The sequence below is a fragment of the Rhodopseudomonas palustris HaA2 genome (assembly GCF_000013365.1).
GTDB classification, from domain to species: Bacteria; Pseudomonadota; Alphaproteobacteria; order Rhizobiales; family Xanthobacteraceae; genus Rhodopseudomonas; species Rhodopseudomonas palustris_J.
On sequence record NC_007778.1, the window covers coordinates 1 to 21,413 of the forward strand.

The window sequence follows — 21,413 nt, forward strand, 5'->3', positions numbered from 1 at the left end:
GCACCCCGCGCCGCGTTTTGCGCCGCACGGATCGAATCATATCCGTTGCGAGAAAAGGGAGGTCGTGTATTTCTTAGATCGCCCGCGACGCCCACGGTTCTTCAGATCAGCGCGGTTTGAGAACCAGGGGCGGACATGCAGATCGGCGGCGGTATGCGTGTTCGTGGCGTTTTTCAAATGGCAGACAGGTTGTGACTCATAGCAATATGAGACCGGCGAAGCTGTGGCTGAATTCGTGCGGAACGTCTGCTTGCAGACGTCTCCGGCGGGCGATGGCACGGTGAGCAACGATCGGTTGTCACGAAGACGGCACGGCGGCTGGACTTAGAATTGACTCGGGATTTGACGACATCTTGCCGCGTGCAAGCGCGTCAGGAGGGGGAGGTTTCATGAGCGACGAATTCAACGGTTCATTCCAGGCTGCCGAGGTTTCGGCGCGAGATTATTTCAAGACCTCCACGACCATCATCAGTCGCAGCAGCGCCCGAACTCCGGTGCACCCGTCGAGTCCGCGCTGACCTGAAGCAACCCGTCAACGGCCCCTGAACTGACGTCGGCGCCTCGCCGAACGGCAGAGCTGTGTCCGGAGTTTGCTTCGCGACGTCGCGGCGCGGCGCGAGCCGTCATGGTTTCGCCCGCTGCGTTGAACATCACTCCATCTGAAAAGCTGCTGAAATGTCGAACATGGAACATGATCGCTGGTCTCGCGTAAAAGGCCGTCTGCGCTCGAGCGTCGGCGAGGACGTGTATTCGAGCTGGTTCGCGCGCATGGACCTCGAAGCCGTTCAGCCGGAGAGCGTGCATCTGTCGGTGCCGACGCGGTTTCTGAAGAGCTGGATCCAGACGCACTATTCCGACAAGGTGCTGACCTGCTGGCAGGCCGAACTGCCGGAAGTCTGCCGCATCGATCTCACCGTTCGCTCGCCGATGCGCGCGGCGGTGGCCAAGGAAGCGGCGGCGCCGGTCGAGCATCGTCGCGCCGAGCACCGTCCCGCCACCGAGACGCGCAGCCACGCCACGGTGCCGGCCTCGTCCAATCACGATGCGCTCGGCGGCTCGCCGCTCGATCCGCGGCTGACCTTCGCGAGCTTCGTCGTCGGCCGCTCCAACACGCTGGCGCATGCCGCCGCCAAGCAGGTGGCGGAAGGCCGCCGCGGCGATCCGGTGATGTTCAACCCGCTCTACATCCATTCCGGCGTCGGCCTCGGCAAGACGCATCTGCTGCAGGCCGTCACCTGGGCCGGCAATACCGGCATCGAGCGCAAGGTGCTGTATCTCACCGCCGAGAAATTCATGTACGGCTTCGTCGCCGCGCTGAAGACGCAGACCTCGCTCGCCTTCAAGGAAGCGCTGCGCGGCATCGACGTGCTGGTAATCGACGATCTGCAATTCCTGCAGGGCAAGACCACCCAGGCCGAATTCTGCCACACGCTGAACGCGCTGATCGACGCCGGCCGCCAGGTCGTGGTCGCGGCCGATCGTCCGCCGTCGGATCTCGAAAGCCTCGACGAGCGGGTGCGCTCGCGGCTCGCCGGCGGCCTCGTCGTCGAGATGGCGCCGCTCGGCGAGGATCTGCGGCTCGGCATTCTGAAGTCGCGCGTGGTCGCGGCGCGCGCGCATCATGCGAGCTTCGACGTGCCGGCGCCGGTGCTGGAATATCTCGCCCGCGCCATCACGCATAACGGCCGCGATCTCGAAGGCGCGATCAACCGCCTGCTGGCGCATTCCAAGCTCAACGCCCAGCCGGTGACGCTGGAGATGGCCGAGCACGAGGTGCGCGATCTGATCCGGCCGCAGGAGCCGAAGCGGATCAAGATCGAAGACATTCAGCGCATCGTCGCGCGGCAGTACAATGTCAGCCGCTCGGATCTCTTGTCGTCGCGCCGCACCGCCAATGTGGTACGCCCGCGCCAGGTGGCGATGTATCTGGCCAAGACGCTGACGCTGCGCTCGCTGCCGGAGATCGGCCGCCGTTTCGGCGGGCGCGACCACACCACGGTGCTGCACGCCGTCCGCAAGATCGAGGGGCTGGTGTCCAAGGACACCACGCTGTCCGACGAGGTGGATTCGCTCAAGCGCCAGCTTCAGGAATAGCCCCGGCGGCGTGACGGACGAAACGACCGGGGAAGCGCCCGGCCGCGGCGGCCCTCGGCAAAACTCGGGGACATTCGGGGCCATACCGGCCACGCACCCTTGCGTCCGCCGCATAACCACGCCACCCTGCGGACCCCCCGCGGGTTCGGGACGCATCCGCAGGGTCCCCATCGCCGTGGCGCCGTTTCAGGCCGCCCGGCTTCTCCAGTACCTCCGGCGGCTGCATCACACGATGCGGGTGCGGATCAGGCGGGTTTTGCAATGAAGGTCACGGTCGAACGCGCGCAACTTCTGAAGTCGCTGGGCCACGTCCACCGCGTGGTCGAGCGCCGCAACACCATTCCGATTCTCGGCAACGTGCTGGTGCGCGCCGAAAACGCCCAATTGTCGCTGAAGGCGACCGACCTCGACCTCGAAGTCACCGAAACGCTGCCGGCCGAGACCGCCACCGCGGGGTCGACCACCGTGCCGGCCCACATGTTCTACGACATCGTCCGCAAGCTGCCCGACGGCTCGCAGATCGTGCTGGAAAGCGACGGCGACCGTTCGGTGCTGGCGATCCGCGCCGGGCGCTCGCGCTTCACGCTGCAGACCCTGCCGGAGAGCGACTTCCCGGATCTGGCCGCCGGCGAGATGTCGCATTCGTTTTCGCTCACCGCCTCCGACGTCAAGCGGCTGATCGACCGCACCCAGTTCGCGATCTCGACCGAAGAGACCCGCTACTACCTCAACGGCATCTATCTGCACACCGCCGGCTCGGCCAAGGACGCCAAGCTGCGCGCGGTCGCGACCGACGGCCATCGGCTGGCGCAGGTCGACCTGACCCAGCCCGCCGGCGCCGCCGGCATGCCCGGCGTGATCGTGCCGCGCAAGACCGTCGGCGAGGTGCAGCGGCTGATCGAGGACAACGACGCCGAGATCGGCCTCGAACTGTCGGTCGGCAAGATCCGCTTCACCATCGGCAATGTGGTGCTGACCTCGAAGCTGATCGACGGCACCTTCCCGGATTACGGCCGCGTGATTCCGCAGAACAACGACAAGGAACTGGTGGTCGACAAGAAGGATTTCGAGGCCGCGGTCGACCGCGTCTCGACGATCTCGAGCGAACGCGGCCGCGCCGTGAAGCTGGCCTTGAGCGCCGGCAAGCTGGTGCTGTCGGTGACCAACCCGGATTCCGGCAGCGCGACCGAGGAGCTTGAGGTCGAATACGCTTCCGACCCGCTCGATATCGGCTTCAACTCGCGCTATCTGCTCGACATCGCCGCTCAGATCGAAGGCGAAGTCGCAGTGCTGCGCCTCGCCGACCCCGGCTCGCCCACCCTGATCCAGGACCGCGACAAGAAAAACGCGCTGTACGTGCTGATGCCGATGCGGGTGTAGTTCCACCCGCGCCCGACCGGCATCAATTGTCACCGCCCGGCTTGACCGGAGAATCGCCGTAAGCGGCATTTGCCTGACTTGACCAGACAATGCAGAGCCCGCTTTGATCACCCTCTCCCCTTGTGGGAGAGGGTGGCTTCGCGAAGCGAAGCCGGGTGAGGGGTCATGCCGCAGCGCCCGCGTCACGTTTCAACCCCAGCGAAACTCCGTGCCTTTGCCAAGACGATGCGGCACGCGCCCACTGATGCGGAATCCGCGATGTGGAAGTTGCTGCGCGATCGCCGTTTCGCCCAGCTGAAATTCCGCCGGCAGGTGCCGTTCCAGAACTACATTCTCGACTTCGTCTGCTTCGAGCAGCGCCTGGTGATCGAGATCGACGGCAGTCAGCATGCAGAGCAAACGCGCGACCAGATTCGCGATGCCACGCTCCTCGCTGCGGGCTTTCGCGTGCCGCGCTACTGGAACAACGACGTGCTGCAGCGTCGCACAGCGGTGCTTGAAGATATCCTTGCGAAGCTTTCCGAAACGGACGAATAACCCCTCACCCGGCGCCTCACTTCGTTCGGCGCCACCCTCTCCCACAAGGGGAGAGGGTCACTCGGCGCTGTTCTCGCTTTAATCACATGACCGCCTCCCGCATCACCCGGCTGACGTTGACGCATTTCCGCAATTATCGGGCGGCGGTGCTGACGACGAGTGCCGAGCGCGTGGTGCTGGTCGGCGCCAACGGCGCCGGCAAGACCAATTGCCTCGAGGCGATCTCGTTTCTGTCGCCGGGGCGGGGGTTGCGGCGGGCGACGCTGGACGACGTCGCCGACAATGAGGGCGACGGCTCCTGGGCGGTGGCGGCGGAGGTCGAGGGCGCGCTCGGGCTGGCGACGCTCGGCACCGGGATCGATCCGCCGCGCGCCGACGCCGCGACCTCGCGGCGCTGCCGGATCGACCGCGAGCCGGTCGGCTCCGCCACCGCATTCGGCGATCACTTACGCATGGTGTGGCTGACGCCGGCGATGGACGGGCTGTTCATGGGCGCGGCCTCGGAACGGCGGCGGTTCTTCGACCGGCTGGTGCTGGCGATCGACAGCCAGCATTCGGGCCGGGTCTCGGCGCTGGACCGCAGCCTCAGATCGCGGAACCGCCTGCTGGAGGTACGTTACCCCGACGCGCATTGGCTCGATGCGATCGAGCGCGAAACCGCCGAGCTCGCGGTCGCGGTCGCGGCGATGCGCGGCCAGACCGCGATGCGCCTCGCCGCGATGCTCGACGCCCGCGGCGCGGCATCGGCGTTTCCGTCGGCGAAGATCATGCTCGACGGCTGGATGGAGAGCGCGCTGCTCACCGAACCCGCCACGGCGGTGGAAGATCGCTACCGCACCATCCTGCGCGAGGGCCGCCCGCGCGACGCCGCCGCCGGCCGCACCCTCGACGGCCCGCATCTGACCGACCTCGAAGTCGTCTACGCGCCGAAGGCGATGCCGGCGCGCGACGCCTCCACCGGCGAACAGAAGGCGCTGCTGATCGGGCTCGTCCTCGCGCATGCGCAGCTCGTCTCGGAGATGACCGGCATCACGCCGCTGCTGCTGCTCGACGAGGTGGTGGCGCATCTCGACCCGTCGCGGCGCGCCGCGCTGTTCGAGGAATTGGCGAAGCTCGGCGCCCAGGTCTGGATGACCGGCGCCGACCCCGCAGCGTTCGCCGAGATCGGTTCCGGCGCCGAGATATTCACCGTCGAATCCGGCCGGATCAGGCCGCAACAATGAGCGGCGGAGATCGCCCCGAAGGGGCCTCAACCGGCCCTTGCGAGCCGACATTCCCGAGTGCTCGAATCGGCCGTTTTCGGGCTTGCTGAACCGATAAAAAATCCTATCTCTTCAATAACTTGAAGCATGCCACTTTGCGCTAGGCGCAATCCGTCTTTCGTGGCACAAAAGGCGCTGCATGCGCGCCCTCGCAAGCCGATTCGAACTCATCCTTCAAAGGTTCCTGCATGACTGAACCCGCCCGGCAGCCGATCGCCGAAACCCCGTCGCCCGTTCCGGCCGAATACGGCGCGGAATCGATCCGGGTGCTGAAGGGCCTCGACGCTGTCCGCAAGCGGCCGGGCATGTATATCGGCGACACCGACGACGGCTCCGGCCTGCACCACATGGTGTACGAAGTCGTCGACAACGCCATCGACGAAGCGCTCGCCGGCCACGCCACCGCGGTCGAAGTCGTGCTCAACGCCGACGGCTCGGTGACGGTGCGCGACGACGGCCGCGGCATTCCGGTCGACATCCACAAGGGCGAAGGCATTTCGGCGGCCGAAGTCATCATGACCCAGCTCCATGCCGGCGGAAAATTCGACCAGAACTCCTACAAGGTGTCCGGCGGACTGCACGGCGTCGGCGTCTCGGTGGTCAATGCGCTGTCGAGCAAGCTGGTCCTGCGCGTGTGGCGTAACGGCAAAGAGCACATCATCGAATTCGCCCATGGCGACGCGGTGGCGCCGCTGAGCGTTGTCGGCGACGCCAATGGCCGGCGCGGCACCGAGGTGACATTTTTCGCGTCGCCGGAAACCTTCACCCACATCGAATACGACTTCGCGACGCTGGAGCATCGCTTACGCGAACTCGCCTTCCTGAATTCCGGCGTGAACATCGTATTGTCCGACATGCGCCACCCGGTCGAGAAGCGCGAGGAGATGCGCTACGAGGGCGGCGTCACCGAATTCGTCAAATATCTCGACCGCAACAAGAAGCCGATGGTGCCGGCGCCGATCGTGCTGGCGGCGGATCTCAACGGCATCGGCGTCGAAGCCGCATTGTGGTGGAACGAGACCTACCACGAGAACGTGCTGTGCTTCACCAACAACATCCCGCAGCGCGACGGTGGTACGCATCTGGCCGGCTTCCGCGCCGCGCTGACGCGGCAGGTCAACGGCTATGCGGACAGCAACGCCAAGAAGGAAAAGATCGCGCTGACCGGCGACGATTGCCGCGAAGGCCTCACCGCGGTGCTGTCGGTGAAGGTGCCGGATCCGAAGTTCTCGTCGCAGACCAAGGACAAGCTGGTGTCCTCGGAAGTCCGGCCGGTGGTCGAGAACGTGCTGAACGAAGCGCTCGCAGCCTGGTTCGAGGAACATCCCGCCGAAGCCAAGGTCATCGTCGGCAAGGTGATCGAAGCCGCCGCCGCCCGCGAAGCCGCGCGAAAAGCGCGCGAGCTGACGCGGCGCAAGGGCGCGCTGGATATCGCCTCGCTGCCCGGTAAGCTCGCCGACTGCCAGGAGCGCGATCCGTCGAAATCCGAACTGTTCATCGTCGAGGGTGACTCCGCCGGCGGCTCCGCCAAGCAGGGCCGCAACCGCGAATTCCAGGCCGTGCTGCCGCTGCGCGGCAAGATCCTCAATGTCGAGCGCGCGCGCTTCGACAAGATGCTGGGCTCCGAGCAGATCGGCACGCTGATCACCGCGCTCGGCACCGGCATCGGCCGCGACGATTTCGACATCGCCAAGCTGCGCTACCACAAGATCATCCTGATGACCGACGCCGACGTCGACGGCGCGCACATCCGCACGCTGCTCTTGACGTTCTTCTTCCGGCAGATGCCGGCTCTGATCGAGGGCGGCTTCCTCTACATCGCGCAGCCGCCGCTGTACAAAGTGACGCGCGGCAAGTCGGAGCAGTATCTCAAGGACGAGCGCGCGCTCGAGGAATATCTGATCGCGACCGGACTCGACGATTGCGCGTTCAAGATCGCCTCCGGCGAAGTCCGCGGCGGGCGGGATCTGCTGGCGCTGGTCGAGGACGCCCGCGTGATCCGCCAGACGCTGCACAATCTGCACGGCCGCTACAATCGCTCGGTGGTCGAGCAGGCGGCGATCGCCGGCGTGCTCAGCCCGCGGATCACCAGCGACGTGGCGACCGCCAACGAAGCCGCCGCCTATATCGCGCGCCGGCTCGACGCGCTGGCCGACGAGGTCGAGCGCGGCTGGATCGGCCGCTTCGTCGAAGGCGAAGGCTTCCACTTCGAGCGCACCGTGCGCGGCGTCAAGGACGTGGCGATGATCGACGACGCGCTGCTCGGCTCCGCCGACGCCCGCAAGCTCGATGAATACGCCGCCGTGCTGCAGGAGGTCTATCCGCGCCCCGGCGTGCTGCGCCGCAAGGATGCGGAAACCGCGATCCACGGCCCGGTCAGCCTGTTCGAGGCGGTGACCGACGCTGGCCGCAAGGGCGTGGCGCTGCAGCGCTACAAAGGCCTCGGCGAGATGAACCCGAGCCAGCTCTGGGAGACCACGCTCGACACCAACGCCCGCTCGCTGCTGCAGGTGAAGGTCCGCGAAGTCGACGAAGCCGACGACATCTTCACCAAGCTGATGGGCGACGTCGTCGAACCCCGCCGCGAATTCATCCAGGAGAATTCGCTGAGCGCGACGGTGGACGTGTAAACCCACTGCAGCGGCGCCAGCCTACTCCGCCCGGCTGACGATCACGCCGTACCAGCCGAGGCCCCGATAGGTTTCGTAGCCCGGGGTGAGGTGGAAGCCGACCATGGCGCCCGAGGCGTCGCGGTAGGTACCGCTGCGCTGGCCGGCGACCTTCAGGGGGAAGCGTTCCTCGAGCAGGCCGCTTCCGTCGGAGGCGGCGATCACGCGGAACCGGGAGTCGAGCAGCAGCACGCGGGCGTTGTCCTGCGGATCGAGCCGCACGCCCTGAACAATCGCCCTGGCCTGCGCCTCCCAGTCGAAATGGATCGCCAGGATGCCGAGCGGCGCGCCGGTGCTGCGGCCGTCGCTGCGCACGCTGGCGCAATAGGTCGCGACCTGGGCATTGCCGAGCTGCGGCATCCGCTCGACATTGCCGGCGACATAGTCGTCGCCCGACCGCAGGCGTAGTGCCTCCTTGAACCAGTCGCAGCCCGCGACGCTGCTGCCGACCACGCCGAACCGGCCGGGCCGGCCGTTGGCGAGGATCGTGCCATCGAGGCCGCACAGCCACAGGTCGAGATACACCGTGTAGGCGCCGAGGATCACCGCCAACCGCTCGCCGGCATAGGACGCCGACGCCGCATCGGGTTTCGCGGCGCAATCGACCACCGCGGAATCGGTCGCCCACCAGCGCACGTCGCAGGTGCGCTCGTAGAGGTTGCGATCGATCAGTTCGACCGCGTTGAGCGACAGATCGACCAGCCGGTCGCCGCGCGACCGCTCGGTCATGCTGCCGATCGAACTGATCAGTTCGCCGGTGCGTTTGGTGAGTTGGCTTTCGAGATCGCGCGCGATCTCCTCGATCTGGGCGCCGACATTGCGCACCTCCTGCGCCACGATCGCGAAGCCGGCGCCCTGCTTGCCGGCGCGGGCGCTCTCGATCAGCGCGTTGAGCGCCAGGATCTTCATCTGGCTGGTGATCTTCTGGATCGATTTGGTCTTGCCGCAGGCGATCTCATTGACCTCGGAGGTCAGCCGCGCCACCAGCGCCGAGATGTCGTCATGGTCCGCGGAAGCGACCTGGTCGGCCGATCCATCCCGCCGAATGACCGCTGTCTGCATTTGTTTCCACCCCGACGTCGCGCCGGGCGATAATTTGCGTGATTTGTCCTAACTAGAGCTAAACCGAAAACCGGGAATTAGGAATTCGCGCCGGCGAGACCGCTGTTAGTTTGTGCAGATGATCAATCACCGATCGGTTCCCGCAATGCGGGAGGGGCGCTCCCGCAACACGGCAACGAACCGACGAGTCCGTCAGGCGGCACTCATCGGCGGTACCGGTAGCGCAGTGACCGACTTGATCTTCTCCATCGCGAAGCGCGAGGTGACGTTCTTCAGCGGAACCGTACTGATCAGCCGCTTGTAGAAGACGTCGTAGGCCCGCATGTCAGCGACGACCACGCGCAGCATGTAGTCGACGTCGCCGGCCATCCGATAGAATTCGATCACTTCCGGCATCGCGCTGACCGCGTCGGCGAAGGTCTTCAGCCACGCCTCGGAATGATCACCGCTCTCGATCGACACGAACACCGACAGGCCGAGCCCGATCTTGTCCTGATCGACCAGCGCCACCCGCCGGGTGATGACGCCGTCGGCTTCGAGCCGCTGGATCCGTTTCCAGCACGGCGTCGACGACAGCCCGACGCGGTCGCCGATCTCGGCCACCGACAGCGAAGCGTCCTGCTGCAGCACGGTCAGAATCTTCCGGTCGATCGCATCGAGGCGGCGGACGGTCTCGGCGACGGGAACATCGGCATCAGACATGAGAGAACATTCTTCCAAATTGAAGATCAGAGATCATTCTACTTGGAAGATTTTTTCACGCAAGTGCCGACGCTGGCCGGCGTGGCCGCGAAGCCGGGTCTTGACCGGTTCTTGGCCGGGTCTTGGTCGGGTCCTGGCCGGGCTCGATCAGGCGGCGCCGAATTTCATGCTCCGGCCGAGCCGAAGGCTGTCGAGCAGGCGCTGCGCGGCCTTATGGGCGTCGCCCGGCGAACGGAAGCCACGGCCCTCCAGTCCGGTGAAATCGTCGGTCGCGGCATGGAAACGAAAGCCACGGCCGTCACGCACGACAATCCCGGCGGCGCGCGAATTCACTTCGATGATGAAGGCTTTGGACGCGGATTGGGACCCGGCCTGGGTCGCGGGGGCTTCGGACGCGGCGACTTGGGAGGCGAAGGTGCGGGGCATGGCGGCTCGTCGATTCGAGGCGGGCGATTCGCGGAGCGCGATTCGCGTCGGTGCTACGCCGGCCTGATAACCGCGGTCTGTATCAGCCCGATGAATTCGGCTTAACGCTTTGGTGGCGCGTCGCTTTGCCCTGCGGCGACTCAGCAGCAGGACAGCGGCGGAAACATCGGCTGCAGCTTGCGCAGCGCCCGGTAGAACCGCACGAACGACCGGTGCGGCAGCGACAGCGACCGCAGCCAGCGTGTGTCGGCATCCTCGTCCGTCGCGGGCTCCGGGCGGGTTTCGACCGGCGCCGGCTTGGGCCGGATCAGCGCGTCCGAATCGGAGTAGGTGAACATCGCCATATCAGCCTCGCACTCTCAGGCCGGTTCCTTCGCCGGCGGCCGCGGCGTCTGGTCGTCGTCGGAAATCGCCCGCCAGGCGGCGCCGTCGAGGTCCTCGTATTGGCCGCTCTTCAGCGACCACAGGAACGCCGCCAGACCGAGCAGCCCCAGCATCAGCGCCAGCGGCACCAAAAACACCATCACTTCCATGACGCACCCCCCAGGCGGACCCGACGGGCGCGCATCGCATTCAGCATCACCAGGATCGACGAGCCGGACATCGCCAATGCGGCGATCAGCGGCGTGGCGAGGCCCGCGATCGCAATCGGCACCGCGAGCACATTGTAGCCGATCGCCAGCGTCAGATTCTCCCGCATCACTGCCATCGCCTTGCGCGAATAGTCGATCGCGGCCAATACCGGTGCAAGTTCCTTGCCAAGAAACACCAGATCGGCGGTCGCCTGGCTGAGATGGGTGGCGCTGATCGGCGACATCGACACATGCGCGGCGGCGAGTGACGGCGCGTCGTTCATGCCGTCGCCGACCATCATCACCACGCGCCCCTGCGCCTTCAAGGCCTCGATATGGGCGATCTTCTCGGCCGGCGTCACCCCGGCGCGCCAGGCGCTGACGCCGAGCGCGTCGGCCGCATGCCGCACCGCCGGCTCGCGGTCGCCGGACAGCAATTCCACGGCGATGCCGCGATTGAGCAGCGCGTCGATCGTCCGGGCGGCGTCGGGCCGCAGCAACTGCCGGACCGCGAACACGGTGTGCCGATCGCCGCGGCTGAAGGCGACCACCGAGACTTCCGGATCGGCGCTGAGAATGGCGTTGGCCTCGGCATCGGCGCCGCAGAAGGCCGGGCTGCCGAGCCGCAGCTCCTCGCCCTCGAACAGCGCGCGGACGCCGCGGCCGGGCTCCTCGGTGACACCGGGCAGCGGCGCCTTGGCCTGGGCGGCGCGCGCCACCGCGGCGGCGACCGGATGATGGCTGGCGAGCGCGAGGCGCCCGGCGAGCTGGAAGACCTCGTCGGGCACGCCGGCGCCGTTGACGACGTCGAGCTCCGGCAGCGTCAGCGTGCCGGTCTTGTCGAACACGACGGTGTCGACCGCGGCGGCGCGCTCGATTGCGTCGCCGGCATTGAGCAACACGCCGGCGCGGAACATCGCGCCCGAGGCCACCGTCTGCACCGCGGGGATCGCCAGACCGAGCGCGCAGGGGCAGGTGATGATCAGCACGGCGATGCCGATGACGATGGCATCGTGCCAGCTCGCGCCGGCCAGCACCCAGCCGATCACGGTGAGCAGCGCGGTGGCGTGCACCACCGGCGCATAGAGCTGCGAGGCACGATCGGCGAGCCGAACGTAGCGCGAGCGCGCCTGCAGCGCATGGTCGAGCAGCCGGGTGATCTCGGCGAGCAGCGTGCCTTCCGACGCCGCGGAAACCCGCACGCGCAGCGTGCCGGAGATGTTGAGCGTGCCGGCATAGACCTGGGTGCCGCGCTCGGCCTTCACATACAGCGTCTCGCCGGTGATCAGGCTCTGGTCGATCTCGGAGCGGCCCTCGACCACGCTGCCGTCGACCGCGCAGCGCTCGCCCGGGCGCAGCAACACGAGGTCGCCGGCGCGCACCGCGGCGATCGGCACTTCGCTGATTTCGTCGGGACCGACGAATTTGGTCGCGGTCTCGGCCTTCAGCGCGGCCAGATTGCCGGCGACCGCGCGGGTCTTCTGCCGCATCTTCTGGTCGAGGAAGCGGCCCGCCAGCAGGAAGGCGATCAACATGATCGCCGCATCGAAATACGTGTGCTCGGCGTGATTGATGGTCTCGACCAGCGACATGCCCAGCGCCAGCACCACGCCGATCGTGATCGGCACGTCCATGTTGACGCTCTTGGCCTTCAGCGCGCGCCAGGCCGACTGGAAGAACGGCTGGCCCGCATAGGCGGCGCAGGGCAGCACCACCAGCGCCGACAGCCAGTGGAAGAAATCGCGTGCTTCGGGACTGAGATCGCCGCCGACCCACACCGGCACCGACAGCATCATCACGTTCATGGTCGCGAAGGCGGCGACGCCGAGGCAGCGCAGCAGGAACTTGCTGCGCTCGGTCTCCTCGACCTCGGCGCGGACCGGCTCGTAGGGATAGGCCTTGTAGCCTAGTTCGGCGAGCCGATCGATGAACAGCGCCGGCTCCACCGCGCCCTTCTTCCACTCCACCGCGAGGCGGCGGTCGGTGAGGTTGACGCGGGCCAGCGTCACGTCCGGAATCGCCGACAGCCCGCGCTCGATCTTGGCCATGCAGCCGGCGCAGCTGACGCCCTCGACCGCGAGGTCGAGATGCGCGGTCTGCGGATCGACGTCCTTGACGTAGTGCGAGAAGTCCCGGGTCATCAACATGCGGCGCGCCTTTTGATCCTCGTCCGGATCGCTCGTCAGTTCAGCGTCAGGCGGTTCTTCGACAAGAACATGCGGTTGCCGTTCTGATCGCCCTCCAGCACCAGATCCCAGCGCCCCGGTGCGACCCCCGTGGCATCGCCCTGAAACACGCCGCTCGCGGTCTCGGCGAGCACCACATCGTGGTCCCCCGCCTTGTCGGCCGGTCGCTCGAGGCGGCCGAAGAATGTCAGCCCCGACAGCGGCAGTCCGGCGCGGTCGCGCGCCTCGACCCGCAGCGTCGCGCGGCCGTCGGGCCGGCGTTCGACCCGGGCGTCGACCTTCCAGCCGCGTTTCTCCTGATCGCGCGCCGCGGCGATCTCGCTTTCGTAAGCGAGGCTCGCCGCATAGGCGCTGTCGACCTCGGTACCCGGCAGCGTCTTGATCGCCAGCGCCATCATCAGCCCGTTGACGCCGAACACCACGCCGAAGAAGGCGACCAGCGACACGAACACGACCTTGCCGGTGAGTTGCCTGGGTTTGGAGGTTGGACGAGTCATGGAACGGCTCCGGTGGCGGTCAGGGCTTGACGAAGACGTCCTTGGCGGATGCGACTTCGCCGAGGCCGATATCGGTGACGTGGAACGCCACCGGCGTGGACGGTGCGAGGTCTTCCTCGGACGACGGGCGGGAATCGACCAGCACGCGCAGTTCGGTGGTGGCGTCGCGGGCCAGGATGATCATCGGCCGGTCCGGCACGATCGAATCCGCGCCGACGATGTGGATCACCGCATTCGGCGGCCCGCTGACGTCGACCGCGATCACGCGGTCGAAGCCGCGCTTGTTGAGGAAGCGGATGGTGTAGCCGTTGCGGATCGAGCCGTCGCTGAGCCGCACCGCGACCGGGTTGCGGTCGTGCAGCACGTTGAGGTCGAGCAGGCTGCGGTTCAGCAGCGCATACAGCATGATCGCGCCGATGCCGGCGATCAGCGCCGAATACACCACGGTGCGGGCACGCAGCGGCTTGAAGATCTCCGGCTTGCCCTCCATCCGGCGATGGATGTTGATGTCGTTGTCGTAGCCGATCAACCGCGTCGGGCGGCCGATCTTGGTCATGACGTTGTCGCAGGCGTCGATGCACAGGCCGCACTGGATGCAGTCGAGCTGAGGCCCGTTGCGAATGTCGATGCCGGTCGGGCACACCGCGACGCACTGGTTGCAATCGACGCAGTCGCCGACCTGTTCGCCCAGCGCGCGCGCCTGCGCGGCCTTCTTCAGCGAGGTGCGCTGCTCGCCGCGATCGTACTTATAGGTGACGTTGAGCGCCCATTCGTCGGTCAGCGCCGCCTGGATCCGCGGCCACGGGCACATGTAGACACAGACCTGCTCGCGCATGAAGCCGGCGAGCGTGTAGGTGGTGAAGGTGAGGATGCCGATCCAGATATAGGCGACCATCGGCGCCTGGAAGGTGACCAGGTCCTTGATCAGCGTCGGCGCGTCGGCGAAATACAGCACCCAGGCGCCGCCGGTCCACCACGCGATCATCAGCCAGATCGAATGCTTCAGCACCAACTCGGAGCCGCGCTGCAGCGACCAACCCTCCTCGGCCTTGCGCATCCGCTCGCGGCGATCGCCCTCGACCAGCCGCTCGACCGCGAAGAACAGGTCGGTCCACACCGTCTGCGGGCAGAGATAGCCGCACCACACCCGGCCGCCGAGCGCGTTCATCAGAAACAGCGTGATCGCGGCGACGATCAAAAGGCCGGTGAAGTAATAGATCTCCTGCGGCCACAACTCGATGAAGAAGAAATAGAAACGGTTGTTGGCGAGATCGATCAGCACCGCCTGGTCGGGTGCGCCGAGGCCGCGATTCCAGCGCACGAAGGGCAGGAAGTAGTAGATCCCGAGGCACACCGCCATCAGGATCCATTTGATGCGCCGGAACGATCCCGAGACGCGCTGCGGATAGATCTTCTTCCCGGCGGCGTAGAGCGGGCCTCCGTCGTCGTCCGGGACCAGGTCGGTGTCGCGCAGGGGCTTGTTCATCTCGGGGTTCTTCTTGGTTTCGTCGCCGCGCCGCGACTCCGCGGCCGGCGCGTCTGTCGACCCTCGCGTGCCCCCCAACACGTCGAGGATCCCGTCCGGCGGCCGGCGGCTATTTGCCGCCGCCGAGCGAGTGCACGTACACCGCCATCGCCTTGATGGTGGCCGGATCGAGACGCTCGTTCCAGGCCGGCATCACGCCACCGCGGCCGTTGGTCATGGTCTCAATCAACGTAGCCTCATCCGAGCCGTAGAGCCAGATCCGGTCGGTCAGATTCGGCGCGCCGAGCTCGACATTGCCCTTGGCTTCGTCGCCGTGACAGGACGAGCAATTGTCGGCGAACAGCTGCTTGGCGGCGGCGAGATCGGTGCCGGGCCGGACCGACAACCCCGACAGCGAGCGCACGTAATTGGCGAGCTGGACGATCTGGTCCTTCTCCAGCAGGCCGTCCTTGCCGAACGCCGGCATGTTGCCCTGATGGGCGTCGTCGTGGCCCGAGCGGGCGCCGTACAGGAGGGTCTTCTCGATCTGCTCGAGCGTGCCGCCCCACAGCCAGTCGTCGTCGTTCAGGTTGGGGTAGCCCTTGGCGCCGGCGCCGCCGGAGCCGTGGCAGGCGGCGCAATTGTCGCCGAACACCACCTTGCCCTTGGCGCGGGCCAAAGCCAGCAGCGCCGGATCCTTCTCGATGTCGGCGAGTGGCGCCGTGGCGAGCGCCGCCATCTTGTCGCCGCGCACCACGTCGAGCTTGGCGAGGTCGACCGCCAGTTCGGCGCGCGAGGAGTAGTTGAAGAAGCCGGTGGTGTAGCCGTTGACCAACGGCCAAGCCGGATAGACCAGGAAGTAGCCGAGCGACCAGACGATGCAGGCATAGAAGGTCCAGATCCACCACCGCGGCAGCGGCGTGTTCAGTTCCTTGATGCCGTCCCATTCATGGCCGGTGGTGCTGGTGCCGGTGACCTTGTCGATCTCGGCGTGATGTGCGTGGTCAGCCATGGTCGTATCAATCCTCTCGCAGCGGCATACGGGCGGCGGCGTCGAACTCCGCCTTGTTCTGAGGCCACAACGCGTAGGCCACGATGGCGAGGAAGATCACCACGAACAGCGGCGTCCACCACATGGTGACGAAGCTGGAGACGAAGTTCTCGACGGAGAGGATCGCTTTCATGTCCCGGCCTCAGCGCAAATTGGCTTTTTCGTTGTAGAGCTTGAAGTCGACGAGCGTGCCGAGCATCTGCAGATAGGCGACCAGCGCGTCGAGTTCGGTCGGAGCGCCGTCCTGGCCGTCGAAATTGCGGACCACGGCCTTGGGATAGCGCTTCAGCAGGTCGGCTGCGCCGGCACTGTCGGGATCGACCTGGGTCTTGAGGTCTTCGGCCGCCTTGGCGACGTCTTCTTCGCTGTAGGGCACGCCGAGGGTGCGGTTGGTGCGCAGATGATCGGACAGGCTCGCACCGTCGACGGTGGTTTTGCCGAGGAACGCATAGGCCGGCATCACCGACTGCGGCACGATCGACCGCGGGTCCCTCAGATGCGCGACGTGCCAGTCGTCGGAATACTTGCCGCCGACCCGCGCCAGATCCGGACCGGTGCGCTTGGAGCCCCACTGGAACGGATGGTCGTACATGCTTTCGGCGGCGAGCGAGTAGTGGCCGTAGCGCTCGATCTCGTCGCGCAACGGACGGATCATCTGCGAGTGGCAGAGGTAGCAGCCCTCGCGGATGTAGATGTTGCGGCCGGCCAGTTCGAGCGGCGTATAGGGACGCATCCCGTCGACCTTCTCGATCGTGCTCTTGAGGTAGAACAGCGGCAGGATCTCGACCAGGCCGCCGATCGAGATCACGAGCAGAATGCCGACGATCAGGATGATCGAGTTCGTCTCGAAGATCTTGTGACGATTCCAGAAAGACATCGGTCGGTTCCTTACTCGGCGGCCTGCAGGGCGACGCGGGGCTGGGCCTCCGACGATTCGCCGACGCGAACCGTCATCCAGAGGTTGTAGGCCATGATCAGCGCGCCGATTAGGAACAGTCCGCCGCCCGCGGCGCGGATGGCATAGAAGGGATGCATCGCCTCGACGGACTCGATGAACGAATATTCGAGGAAGCCGAGCGAGGTGTAGGCGCGCCACATCAGGCCCTGCAGGATCCCCGACACCCACATCGCCGAGATGTAGAGCACGATGCCGAGCGTCGCGATCCAGAAGTGCCAGTTCACCAGCCGGAGGCTGTAGAGCTCCTTGCGGCCCCAGATCCACGGCACCAGGCAGTACAGCGCGCCGAACGAGACGAAGCCGACCCAGCCGAGCGCGCCGGAGTGGACGTGGCCGACGGTCCAGTCGGTGTAGTGGCTGAGCGAGTTGACGGCCTTGATCGCCATCATCGGGCCTTCGAAGGTCGACATGCCGTAGAACGCGACCGACACCACCATCATGCGGAGCACCGGGTCGGTGCGCAGCTTGTCCCAGGCGCCCGACAGCGTCATCAGGCCGTTGATCATGCCGCCCCAGGAGGGCATCCACAGCATGATCGAGAAGGTCATGCCGAGCGTCTGCGTCCAGTCCGGCAGCGCGGTGTAGTGCAGATGGTGCGGGCCGGCCCAGATGTAGAGGAAGATCAGCGCCCAGAAGTGGATGATCGACAGCCGATAGGAATACACCGGCCGTTCCGCCCGCTTCGGGATGAAGTAGTACATGATGGCGAGGAAGCCGGCGGTGAGGAAGAAGCCGACCGCGTTGTGGCCGTACCACCACTGGAACATCGCGTCCTGCACGCCGGCCCAGGCGATGTACGACTTCGAGCCGAGCAGCGACACCGGCAGCGTCGGATTGTTGCCGAGATGCAGCACGGCGATGGTCAGGATGAACGCGAGGTAGAACCAGTTCGCGACGTAGATGTGCGGCTCTTTGCGCTTCATCAATGTCGCGACGAACACGAGCAGATAGGTCACCCAGACGATGGTCAGCCACAGGTCGGCGTACCATTCGGGTTCGGCGTATTCCTTGGATTGCGTCACGCCGAGCAGATAGCCGGTGCCGGCGATGACGATGAAGAAGTTGTAGCCGATCGCCACGAACCACGGCGCCAGATCGCCCGCGAGCCGCGCCCGCGTCGTCCGCTGCACCACGTAGAACGAGGTCGCCAGCAGCACGTTGCCGCCGAACGCGAACACCACCGCGGAGGTGTGCAGCGGGCGCAGCCGGCCGAAATTGACCCATTGCGCGACGTTGAGCCCCGGATAGGCCAGCTCCAACGCGATGTAGAGGCCGACCGAGAACCCGGCGATGCCCCAGAACATCGCCATGAAGGACAGGAATTTGATCGGGCCGAGATTGTAGTTCGGCACGCCGTTGATTTCCTGCGGCGGCACGCCGGTGCGGCGGCTGTAGCGGGTGATGATCGCGAACACGGCCCAGGCGCTGACGGCAGCGCCGAGAGCGGCGTGGAAGGCGAACGGCGCGTCCTTGGCGAAGATCGACGCGTAGATGCAAAGCGCCGTGGTCAGCGTGAACACGAGCGTCAGACCACCCTCGCCGAAGGTGATCCGTTTGGATGTGAGAGCTTGATTCATCTGATCAATCTTTTCTCGGCGGGGCAGTTGGTCGCACCAAACCCTGAAACGGAAAGGGCCATTTGATCGAAATCAAATTGCACAATTTTGCGCCACAGCAGTGCGGTCGCGGCGGTTGTCATTGAAACGCGTCAAATGTGCAAGGAACAAAAGGCCTCAGCACGCGCGCCTCGTGCCAGTACGAGGCGTTTTTGACACGGACGGGCGAACCACTAGACCAAAGGATGAGATGCGCAAGAAGCGAACGCAATTCATTCGCTTTTATGGATGGTATCCGAGGCGTCTACGCCGGACGCGGACCCGCGCGGCGCTGCTGTCGCGGGCGCTGAATCGCGTCGGCCCGGCGGGTCAGCCGCGCTGCCGCTCATAGGCCTTGAGGTGGGTGTAGATCACCCGCAGCCGGGCGACCGGGCGTTTGGCCGCATCGCCGCGCGCGATCAGGTCACCGATCACATGATCGGCCTCGATCCTGGCGCCGGCCTGGATGTCGCGAAACATCGAGGCGGTGAGCGCGGAGCCTTTCGCCAGCAGCGCGCCACGGGCGCGTTCGAGGAACGCTTCGCGCGGCGGATGGCCCGCGACGGCTGCGATCGCCGAGATCTCGTCGACCACGCCGAGCATGAAATCGGCGCCGCCGGGCGCCGCCAGAATATCGCCGACCGCCGCGCGCATCAGGCTGGTGGAGCCGGCCAGCGAGGCGAGAAACACCCACTTCTCCCACATCTCCTGCATGATCTCGGCGCTCGGGTTGACCTCGAAGGAGGAGCCGCCCAGCGTCCGCGCGATCGCGCCGACGTGGTCCGACAGGCCGCCGTCACGCTCGCCGAAGGTGATCGCATTCATCGGCGCGAGCTGCACGACATGGCGCTGCGCATCCAGCGTCGCCGCGATCACGCATTGGCCGCCGAGCACCCGCGCGCGACCGAACGCTGCGTCGAGCACGTCGAGATGCTTCATTCCGTTGAGCAGCGGCAGCACCACGGTCTGCGGCCCGACCCCCGCGGCGAACGAGGCGATGGCGTCGTCGAGGTCGAACGCCTTGCAGCTCAGCAGCACCAGATCGTAGTCGGGCGCGAGGCCATCGGCCTGGACCACCGGCGGATGTGGAATCGTCAGGTCGCCGTGCGGACTCTTGATCACCAGCCCGTCACGCGCCAGCTCGTCGGCGCGCTTGGGGCGCACCAGGAAGGTGACGTCGCGGCCGATCTGCAGCAGCCGGCCGCCGAAATAGCCACCGATCGCACCGGCGCCGACAATCAGAATCCGCATCGCTCACCCCTCCCTTGAATGTTGCGAACTCCTATCGCGACGGCCCCGCCATGGCGAGCGCCGGCTTTGCATGGCCCCTACCACTTTTCCCCGAAGGGACGGATTTCCATCTCGAAGGTCCAGGCGCTTTTCGGCTGCTGATAGAGCTGCCAATAGGCCCCGGCGACCGAGGCCGGCGGCATCAGGAGGTCGGGATTGTCGAGCGCCTGCTTGCCCCAGAGCTGCTCGCGGCGCTCGCGGACCCAGGCGGTGTCGACCCCCGAATCGATGATCAGATGCGCGACGTGGATGTTCTGCGGCATCAATTCGCGCGCCATCGACTGCGCCACCGCGCGCAGCCCGAATTTGGCGCTGGCGAAGGCCGCGAAACCCGAGCCGCCGCGGAGCGACGCGGTCGCGCCGGTGAAGAAAATGTTGCCCCGTCCGCGCGGCAGCATCAGCCGCGCCGATTCCCGCCCGGCGAGAAAGCCCGCCCAGCACGCCATTTCCCAGACCTTGCGGAACACCCGGTCGGTGGTCTCCAGAATCGGGAAATTGACGTTGGCGCCGACGTTGAAGATCGTCACGTCGAGCGGCGCATGCGCGTCGGCGGCGTCGAGAAACGCCGCGACCTCGTCCTCCTTGCGGGCATCCAGCGTGCGCGCGACGATGCGGCCGCCGGCCGCCTCGATCTCCCGCACCAGCGGCTCCAACTTGGCGCCGTCGCGCCGGCCGGCGAACACCGTGAAGCCTTCGGCGGCGAATTTCCTGGCGATCTCGGCGCCGATGTAGTCGCCGGCGCCGATCACCGCGACGGTTGCGTTGCGTGGCGTCATGTTGGCTTCTCCGAATTGAACCGGGTTATGAGTTCGTCATGCCCGGGCTCGTCCCGGGCATCCACGATGACGCAACCGCTGCGCCGGTGTCCGTGGATGGCCGGGACGAGCCCGGCCATGACGGAGGTGTCGGGCGCTTTGAAATCGCGGACTCAGCCGTACATCTCCTCGACGTCGCGGAGTTGCTCCTTGCCGAAGAACATCTCGGCGCCGACGAAGAAGGTCGGCGAGCCGAACACGCCGCGGGCGACCGCGTCCTCGGTGTTGGCGATCAGCTTCGCCTTGATCTCCGGCTCCTGCGCGCCGGCGAACAGCTTTTCCGCATCGAGCCCCGACGACGCCAGCGCCTGGGCTGCGATCTGCGGATCGTCCATCTTCTTTGGCTCGACCCACATGTGGTGGAAGGCGGCGTCGACATATTGCGCCAACACGCCGTCGCGCTGCGCCGCAACCGCGGCGCGCATCAGATTGAGGGTGTTCACCGGGAAGTTGGGATTCCACACATAGGGCGTGACGCCGAAGCGCTTCAGGAAGCGCTCGGTCTCCAGCGCCATGAATTCGCGCTTGTTCCTGACGCCGGCCAGCGTCTCGGCCGGGGATTTGTTGTTGGTGGCCTTGAAGATGCCGCCGAGCAGCACCGGGACGTAGTCGAATGTGACGCCGATGCGCCGCTCGATCGCCGGGATCGCCCGGTGGCTGAGAAACGCATTGGGGCTGCCGAAATCGAACAGGAATTGCGGGGCCGGCTGGGTCATTGGTCACTCCCGGTCGCGGCGCGTACGGCGCGCCTTATATGATCATCGTCATGCCATAGCAGCCTAGCGGGTCGGCGGCGGGCAATCAACCGGGTCGCGGCCGCGACCAGGCCGAACCGCCCGGGCCGGGGACCGA

21 protein-coding genes are annotated in these 21,413 nt (G+C 66.3%); 6 read left to right on the forward strand and 15 right to left on the reverse strand.

Features of this window, described 5'->3' with window-relative positions; genetic code table 11:
• The first annotated feature begins 389 nt into the window (after window positions 1-389).
• The 6 genes from RPB_RS25135 (at window position 390) to gyrB (ending at window position 7,903) form a co-directional block, all read left to right on the forward strand.
• The gene (locus RPB_RS25135) at window positions 390-518 is read left to right on the forward strand and encodes a hypothetical protein (RefSeq protein ID WP_283804835.1); all 129 of its coding nucleotides are present in this window, start codon (window positions 390-392) and stop codon (window positions 516-518) included.
• A 157-nt stretch (window positions 519-675) separates the two neighbouring features.
• A complete protein-coding gene (dnaA, locus tag RPB_RS00015; protein WP_011438903.1) occupies window positions 676-2,094 on the forward strand; it encodes a chromosomal replication initiator protein DnaA in 1,419 nt (472 codons plus the stop codon).
• Between the two features lie 261 nt (window positions 2,095-2,355).
• The gene (dnaN, locus tag RPB_RS00020; RefSeq protein ID WP_011438904.1) at window positions 2,356-3,474 is read left to right on the forward strand and encodes a DNA polymerase III subunit beta; all 1,119 of its coding nucleotides are present in this window, start codon (window positions 2,356-2,358) and stop codon (window positions 3,472-3,474) included.
• A 165-nt stretch (window positions 3,475-3,639) separates the two neighbouring features.
• Entirely contained in the window at window positions 3,640-4,011 is a 372-nt protein-coding gene (locus RPB_RS00025; protein ID WP_011438905.1) for an endonuclease domain-containing protein, read from the forward strand.
• Window positions 4,012-4,097: 86 nt separating this feature from the next.
• Window positions 4,098-5,234, forward strand: coding sequence for a DNA replication/repair protein RecF (gene recF / locus RPB_RS00030; protein ID WP_011438906.1), 1,137 nt, complete (start codon window positions 4,098-4,100; stop codon window positions 5,232-5,234).
• 227 nt (window positions 5,235-5,461) lie between these two features.
• Window positions 5,462-7,903, forward strand: a complete 2,442-nt coding sequence (gene gyrB, locus RPB_RS00035) for a DNA topoisomerase (ATP-hydrolyzing) subunit B (RefSeq protein ID WP_011438907.1) — start codon at window positions 5,462-5,464, stop codon at window positions 7,901-7,903.
• Between the two features lie 21 nt (window positions 7,904-7,924).
• Here gyrB and RPB_RS00040 read toward each other — a convergent pair whose 3' ends face one another.
• The 15 genes from RPB_RS00040 to RPB_RS00110 all read right to left on the reverse strand — a co-directional run bounded on the left by RPB_RS00040 (window position 7,925) and on the right by RPB_RS00110 (window position 21,277).
• Window positions 7,925-9,004, reverse strand: a complete 1,080-nt coding sequence (locus RPB_RS00040; protein WP_011438908.1) for a methyl-accepting chemotaxis protein — start codon at window positions 9,002-9,004, stop codon at window positions 7,925-7,927.
• A 192-nt stretch (window positions 9,005-9,196) separates the two neighbouring features.
• Complete coding sequence (locus tag RPB_RS00045) at window positions 9,197-9,706, reverse strand: Lrp/AsnC family transcriptional regulator (protein ID WP_011438909.1); 510 nt, start codon at window positions 9,704-9,706, stop codon at window positions 9,197-9,199.
• A gap of 147 nt (window positions 9,707-9,853) precedes the next feature.
• Entirely contained in the window at window positions 9,854-10,132 is a 279-nt protein-coding gene (locus tag RPB_RS00050; RefSeq protein ID WP_011438910.1) for a hypothetical protein, read from the reverse strand.
• Between the two features lie 140 nt (window positions 10,133-10,272).
• Entirely contained in the window at window positions 10,273-10,476 is a 204-nt protein-coding gene (locus RPB_RS00055) for a hypothetical protein (RefSeq protein ID WP_011438911.1), read from the reverse strand.
• Window positions 10,477-10,491: 15 nt separating this feature from the next.
• Complete coding sequence (ccoS, locus tag RPB_RS00060) at window positions 10,492-10,665, reverse strand: cbb3-type cytochrome oxidase assembly protein CcoS (RefSeq protein ID WP_041797817.1); 174 nt, start codon at window positions 10,663-10,665, stop codon at window positions 10,492-10,494.
• Window positions 10,656-12,851, reverse strand: a complete 2,196-nt coding sequence (locus RPB_RS00065; RefSeq protein ID WP_011438913.1) for a heavy metal translocating P-type ATPase — start codon at window positions 12,849-12,851, stop codon at window positions 10,656-10,658. The genes ccoS and RPB_RS00065 overlap by 10 nt, the downstream gene beginning before the upstream one ends.
• A 35-nt stretch (window positions 12,852-12,886) precedes the next feature.
• Window positions 12,887-13,387, reverse strand: coding sequence for a FixH family protein (locus RPB_RS00070; protein ID WP_011438914.1), 501 nt, complete (start codon window positions 13,385-13,387; stop codon window positions 12,887-12,889).
• Between the two features lie 19 nt (window positions 13,388-13,406).
• Window positions 13,407-14,873, reverse strand: coding sequence for a cytochrome c oxidase accessory protein CcoG (gene ccoG / locus RPB_RS00075; protein ID WP_041798463.1), 1,467 nt, complete (start codon window positions 14,871-14,873; stop codon window positions 13,407-13,409).
• Window positions 14,874-14,982: 109 nt separating this feature from the next.
• Window positions 14,983-15,864, reverse strand: a complete 882-nt coding sequence (gene ccoP / locus RPB_RS00080) for a cytochrome-c oxidase, cbb3-type subunit III (RefSeq protein WP_011438916.1) — start codon at window positions 15,862-15,864, stop codon at window positions 14,983-14,985.
• Window positions 15,865-15,871: 7 nt separating this feature from the next.
• Window positions 15,872-16,036: a cbb3-type cytochrome c oxidase subunit 3 gene (locus RPB_RS00085; protein ID WP_011438917.1), complete on the reverse strand. Its 165-nt coding sequence runs from the start codon at window positions 16,034-16,036 to the stop codon at window positions 15,872-15,874.
• Window positions 16,037-16,045: 9 nt separating this feature from the next.
• Entirely contained in the window at window positions 16,046-16,780 is a 735-nt protein-coding gene (gene ccoO / locus RPB_RS00090; protein WP_011438918.1) for a cytochrome-c oxidase, cbb3-type subunit II, read from the reverse strand.
• Window positions 16,781-16,791: 11 nt separating this feature from the next.
• Entirely contained in the window at window positions 16,792-18,438 is a 1,647-nt protein-coding gene (ccoN, locus tag RPB_RS00095) for a cytochrome-c oxidase, cbb3-type subunit I (RefSeq protein ID WP_011438919.1), read from the reverse strand.
• A gap of 348 nt (window positions 18,439-18,786) precedes the next feature.
• Entirely contained in the window at window positions 18,787-19,707 is a 921-nt protein-coding gene (panE, locus tag RPB_RS00100) for a 2-dehydropantoate 2-reductase (RefSeq protein WP_011438920.1), read from the reverse strand.
• Window positions 19,708-19,784: 77 nt separating this feature from the next.
• Window positions 19,785-20,522: an SDR family oxidoreductase gene (locus RPB_RS00105; protein WP_011438921.1), complete on the reverse strand. Its 738-nt coding sequence runs from the start codon at window positions 20,520-20,522 to the stop codon at window positions 19,785-19,787.
• 152 nt (window positions 20,523-20,674) lie between these two features.
• Window positions 20,675-21,277 carry a 2-hydroxychromene-2-carboxylate isomerase gene (locus RPB_RS00110; protein WP_011438922.1) on the reverse strand — a complete coding sequence of 201 codons (603 nt, stop codon included), beginning with the start codon at window positions 21,275-21,277 and terminating at the stop codon, window positions 20,675-20,677.
• Window positions 21,278-21,413: the final 136 nt, after the last annotated feature.

What these genes read in the sequence shown, in the direction of transcription:
- panE (WP_011438920.1), bottom strand. Translation starts at nt 19,707, where the DNA reads ATGCGGATTCTGATTGTCGGCGCCGGTGCGATCGGTGGCTATTTCGGC.
- ccoP (WP_011438916.1), bottom strand. Translation starts at nt 15,864, where the DNA reads ATGGCTGACCACGCACATCACGCCGAGATCGACAAGGTCACCGGCACC.
- RPB_RS00110 (WP_011438922.1), bottom strand. Translation starts at nt 21,277, where the DNA reads ATGACCCAGCCGGCCCCGCAATTCCTGTTCGATTTCGGCAGCCCCAAT.
- RPB_RS00050 (WP_011438910.1), bottom strand. Translation starts at nt 10,132, where the DNA reads ATGCCCCGCACCTTCGCCTCCCAAGTCGCCGCGTCCGAAGCCCCCGCG.
- ccoG (WP_041798463.1), bottom strand. Translation starts at nt 14,873, where the DNA reads ATGAACAAGCCCCTGCGCGACACCGACCTGGTCCCGGACGACGACGGA.
- RPB_RS00105 (WP_011438921.1), bottom strand. Translation starts at nt 20,522, where the DNA reads ATGACGCCACGCAACGCAACCGTCGCGGTGATCGGCGCCGGCGACTAC.
- RPB_RS00025 (WP_011438905.1), top strand. Translation starts at nt 3,640, where the DNA reads ATGCCGCAGCGCCCGCGTCACGTTTCAACCCCAGCGAAACTCCGTGCC.
- RPB_RS00085 (WP_011438917.1), bottom strand. Translation starts at nt 16,036, where the DNA reads ATGAAAGCGATCCTCTCCGTCGAGAACTTCGTCTCCAGCTTCGTCACC.
- RPB_RS00045 (WP_011438909.1), bottom strand. Translation starts at nt 9,706, where the DNA reads ATGTCTGATGCCGATGTTCCCGTCGCCGAGACCGTCCGCCGCCTCGAT.
- RPB_RS00065 (WP_011438913.1), bottom strand. Translation starts at nt 12,851, where the DNA reads ATGTTGATGACCCGGGACTTCTCGCACTACGTCAAGGACGTCGATCCG.
- ccoN (WP_011438919.1), bottom strand. Translation starts at nt 18,438, where the DNA reads ATGAATCAAGCTCTCACATCCAAACGGATCACCTTCGGCGAGGGTGGT.
- ccoO (WP_011438918.1), bottom strand. Translation starts at nt 16,780, where the DNA reads ATGTCTTTCTGGAATCGTCACAAGATCTTCGAGACGAACTCGATCATC.
- ccoS (WP_041797817.1), bottom strand. Translation starts at nt 10,665, where the DNA reads ATGGAAGTGATGGTGTTTTTGGTGCCGCTGGCGCTGATGCTGGGGCTG.
- dnaN (WP_011438904.1), top strand. Translation starts at nt 2,356, where the DNA reads ATGAAGGTCACGGTCGAACGCGCGCAACTTCTGAAGTCGCTGGGCCAC.
- gyrB (WP_011438907.1), top strand. Translation starts at nt 5,462, where the DNA reads ATGACTGAACCCGCCCGGCAGCCGATCGCCGAAACCCCGTCGCCCGTT.
- RPB_RS00070 (WP_011438914.1), bottom strand. Translation starts at nt 13,387, where the DNA reads ATGACTCGTCCAACCTCCAAACCCAGGCAACTCACCGGCAAGGTCGTG.
- recF (WP_011438906.1), top strand. Translation starts at nt 4,098, where the DNA reads ATGACCGCCTCCCGCATCACCCGGCTGACGTTGACGCATTTCCGCAAT.
- RPB_RS00055 (WP_011438911.1), bottom strand. Translation starts at nt 10,476, where the DNA reads ATGGCGATGTTCACCTACTCCGATTCGGACGCGCTGATCCGGCCCAAG.
- RPB_RS00040 (WP_011438908.1), bottom strand. Translation starts at nt 9,004, where the DNA reads ATGCAGACAGCGGTCATTCGGCGGGATGGATCGGCCGACCAGGTCGCT.
- RPB_RS25135 (WP_283804835.1), top strand. Translation starts at nt 390, where the DNA reads ATGAGCGACGAATTCAACGGTTCATTCCAGGCTGCCGAGGTTTCGGCG.
- dnaA (WP_011438903.1), top strand. Translation starts at nt 676, where the DNA reads ATGTCGAACATGGAACATGATCGCTGGTCTCGCGTAAAAGGCCGTCTG.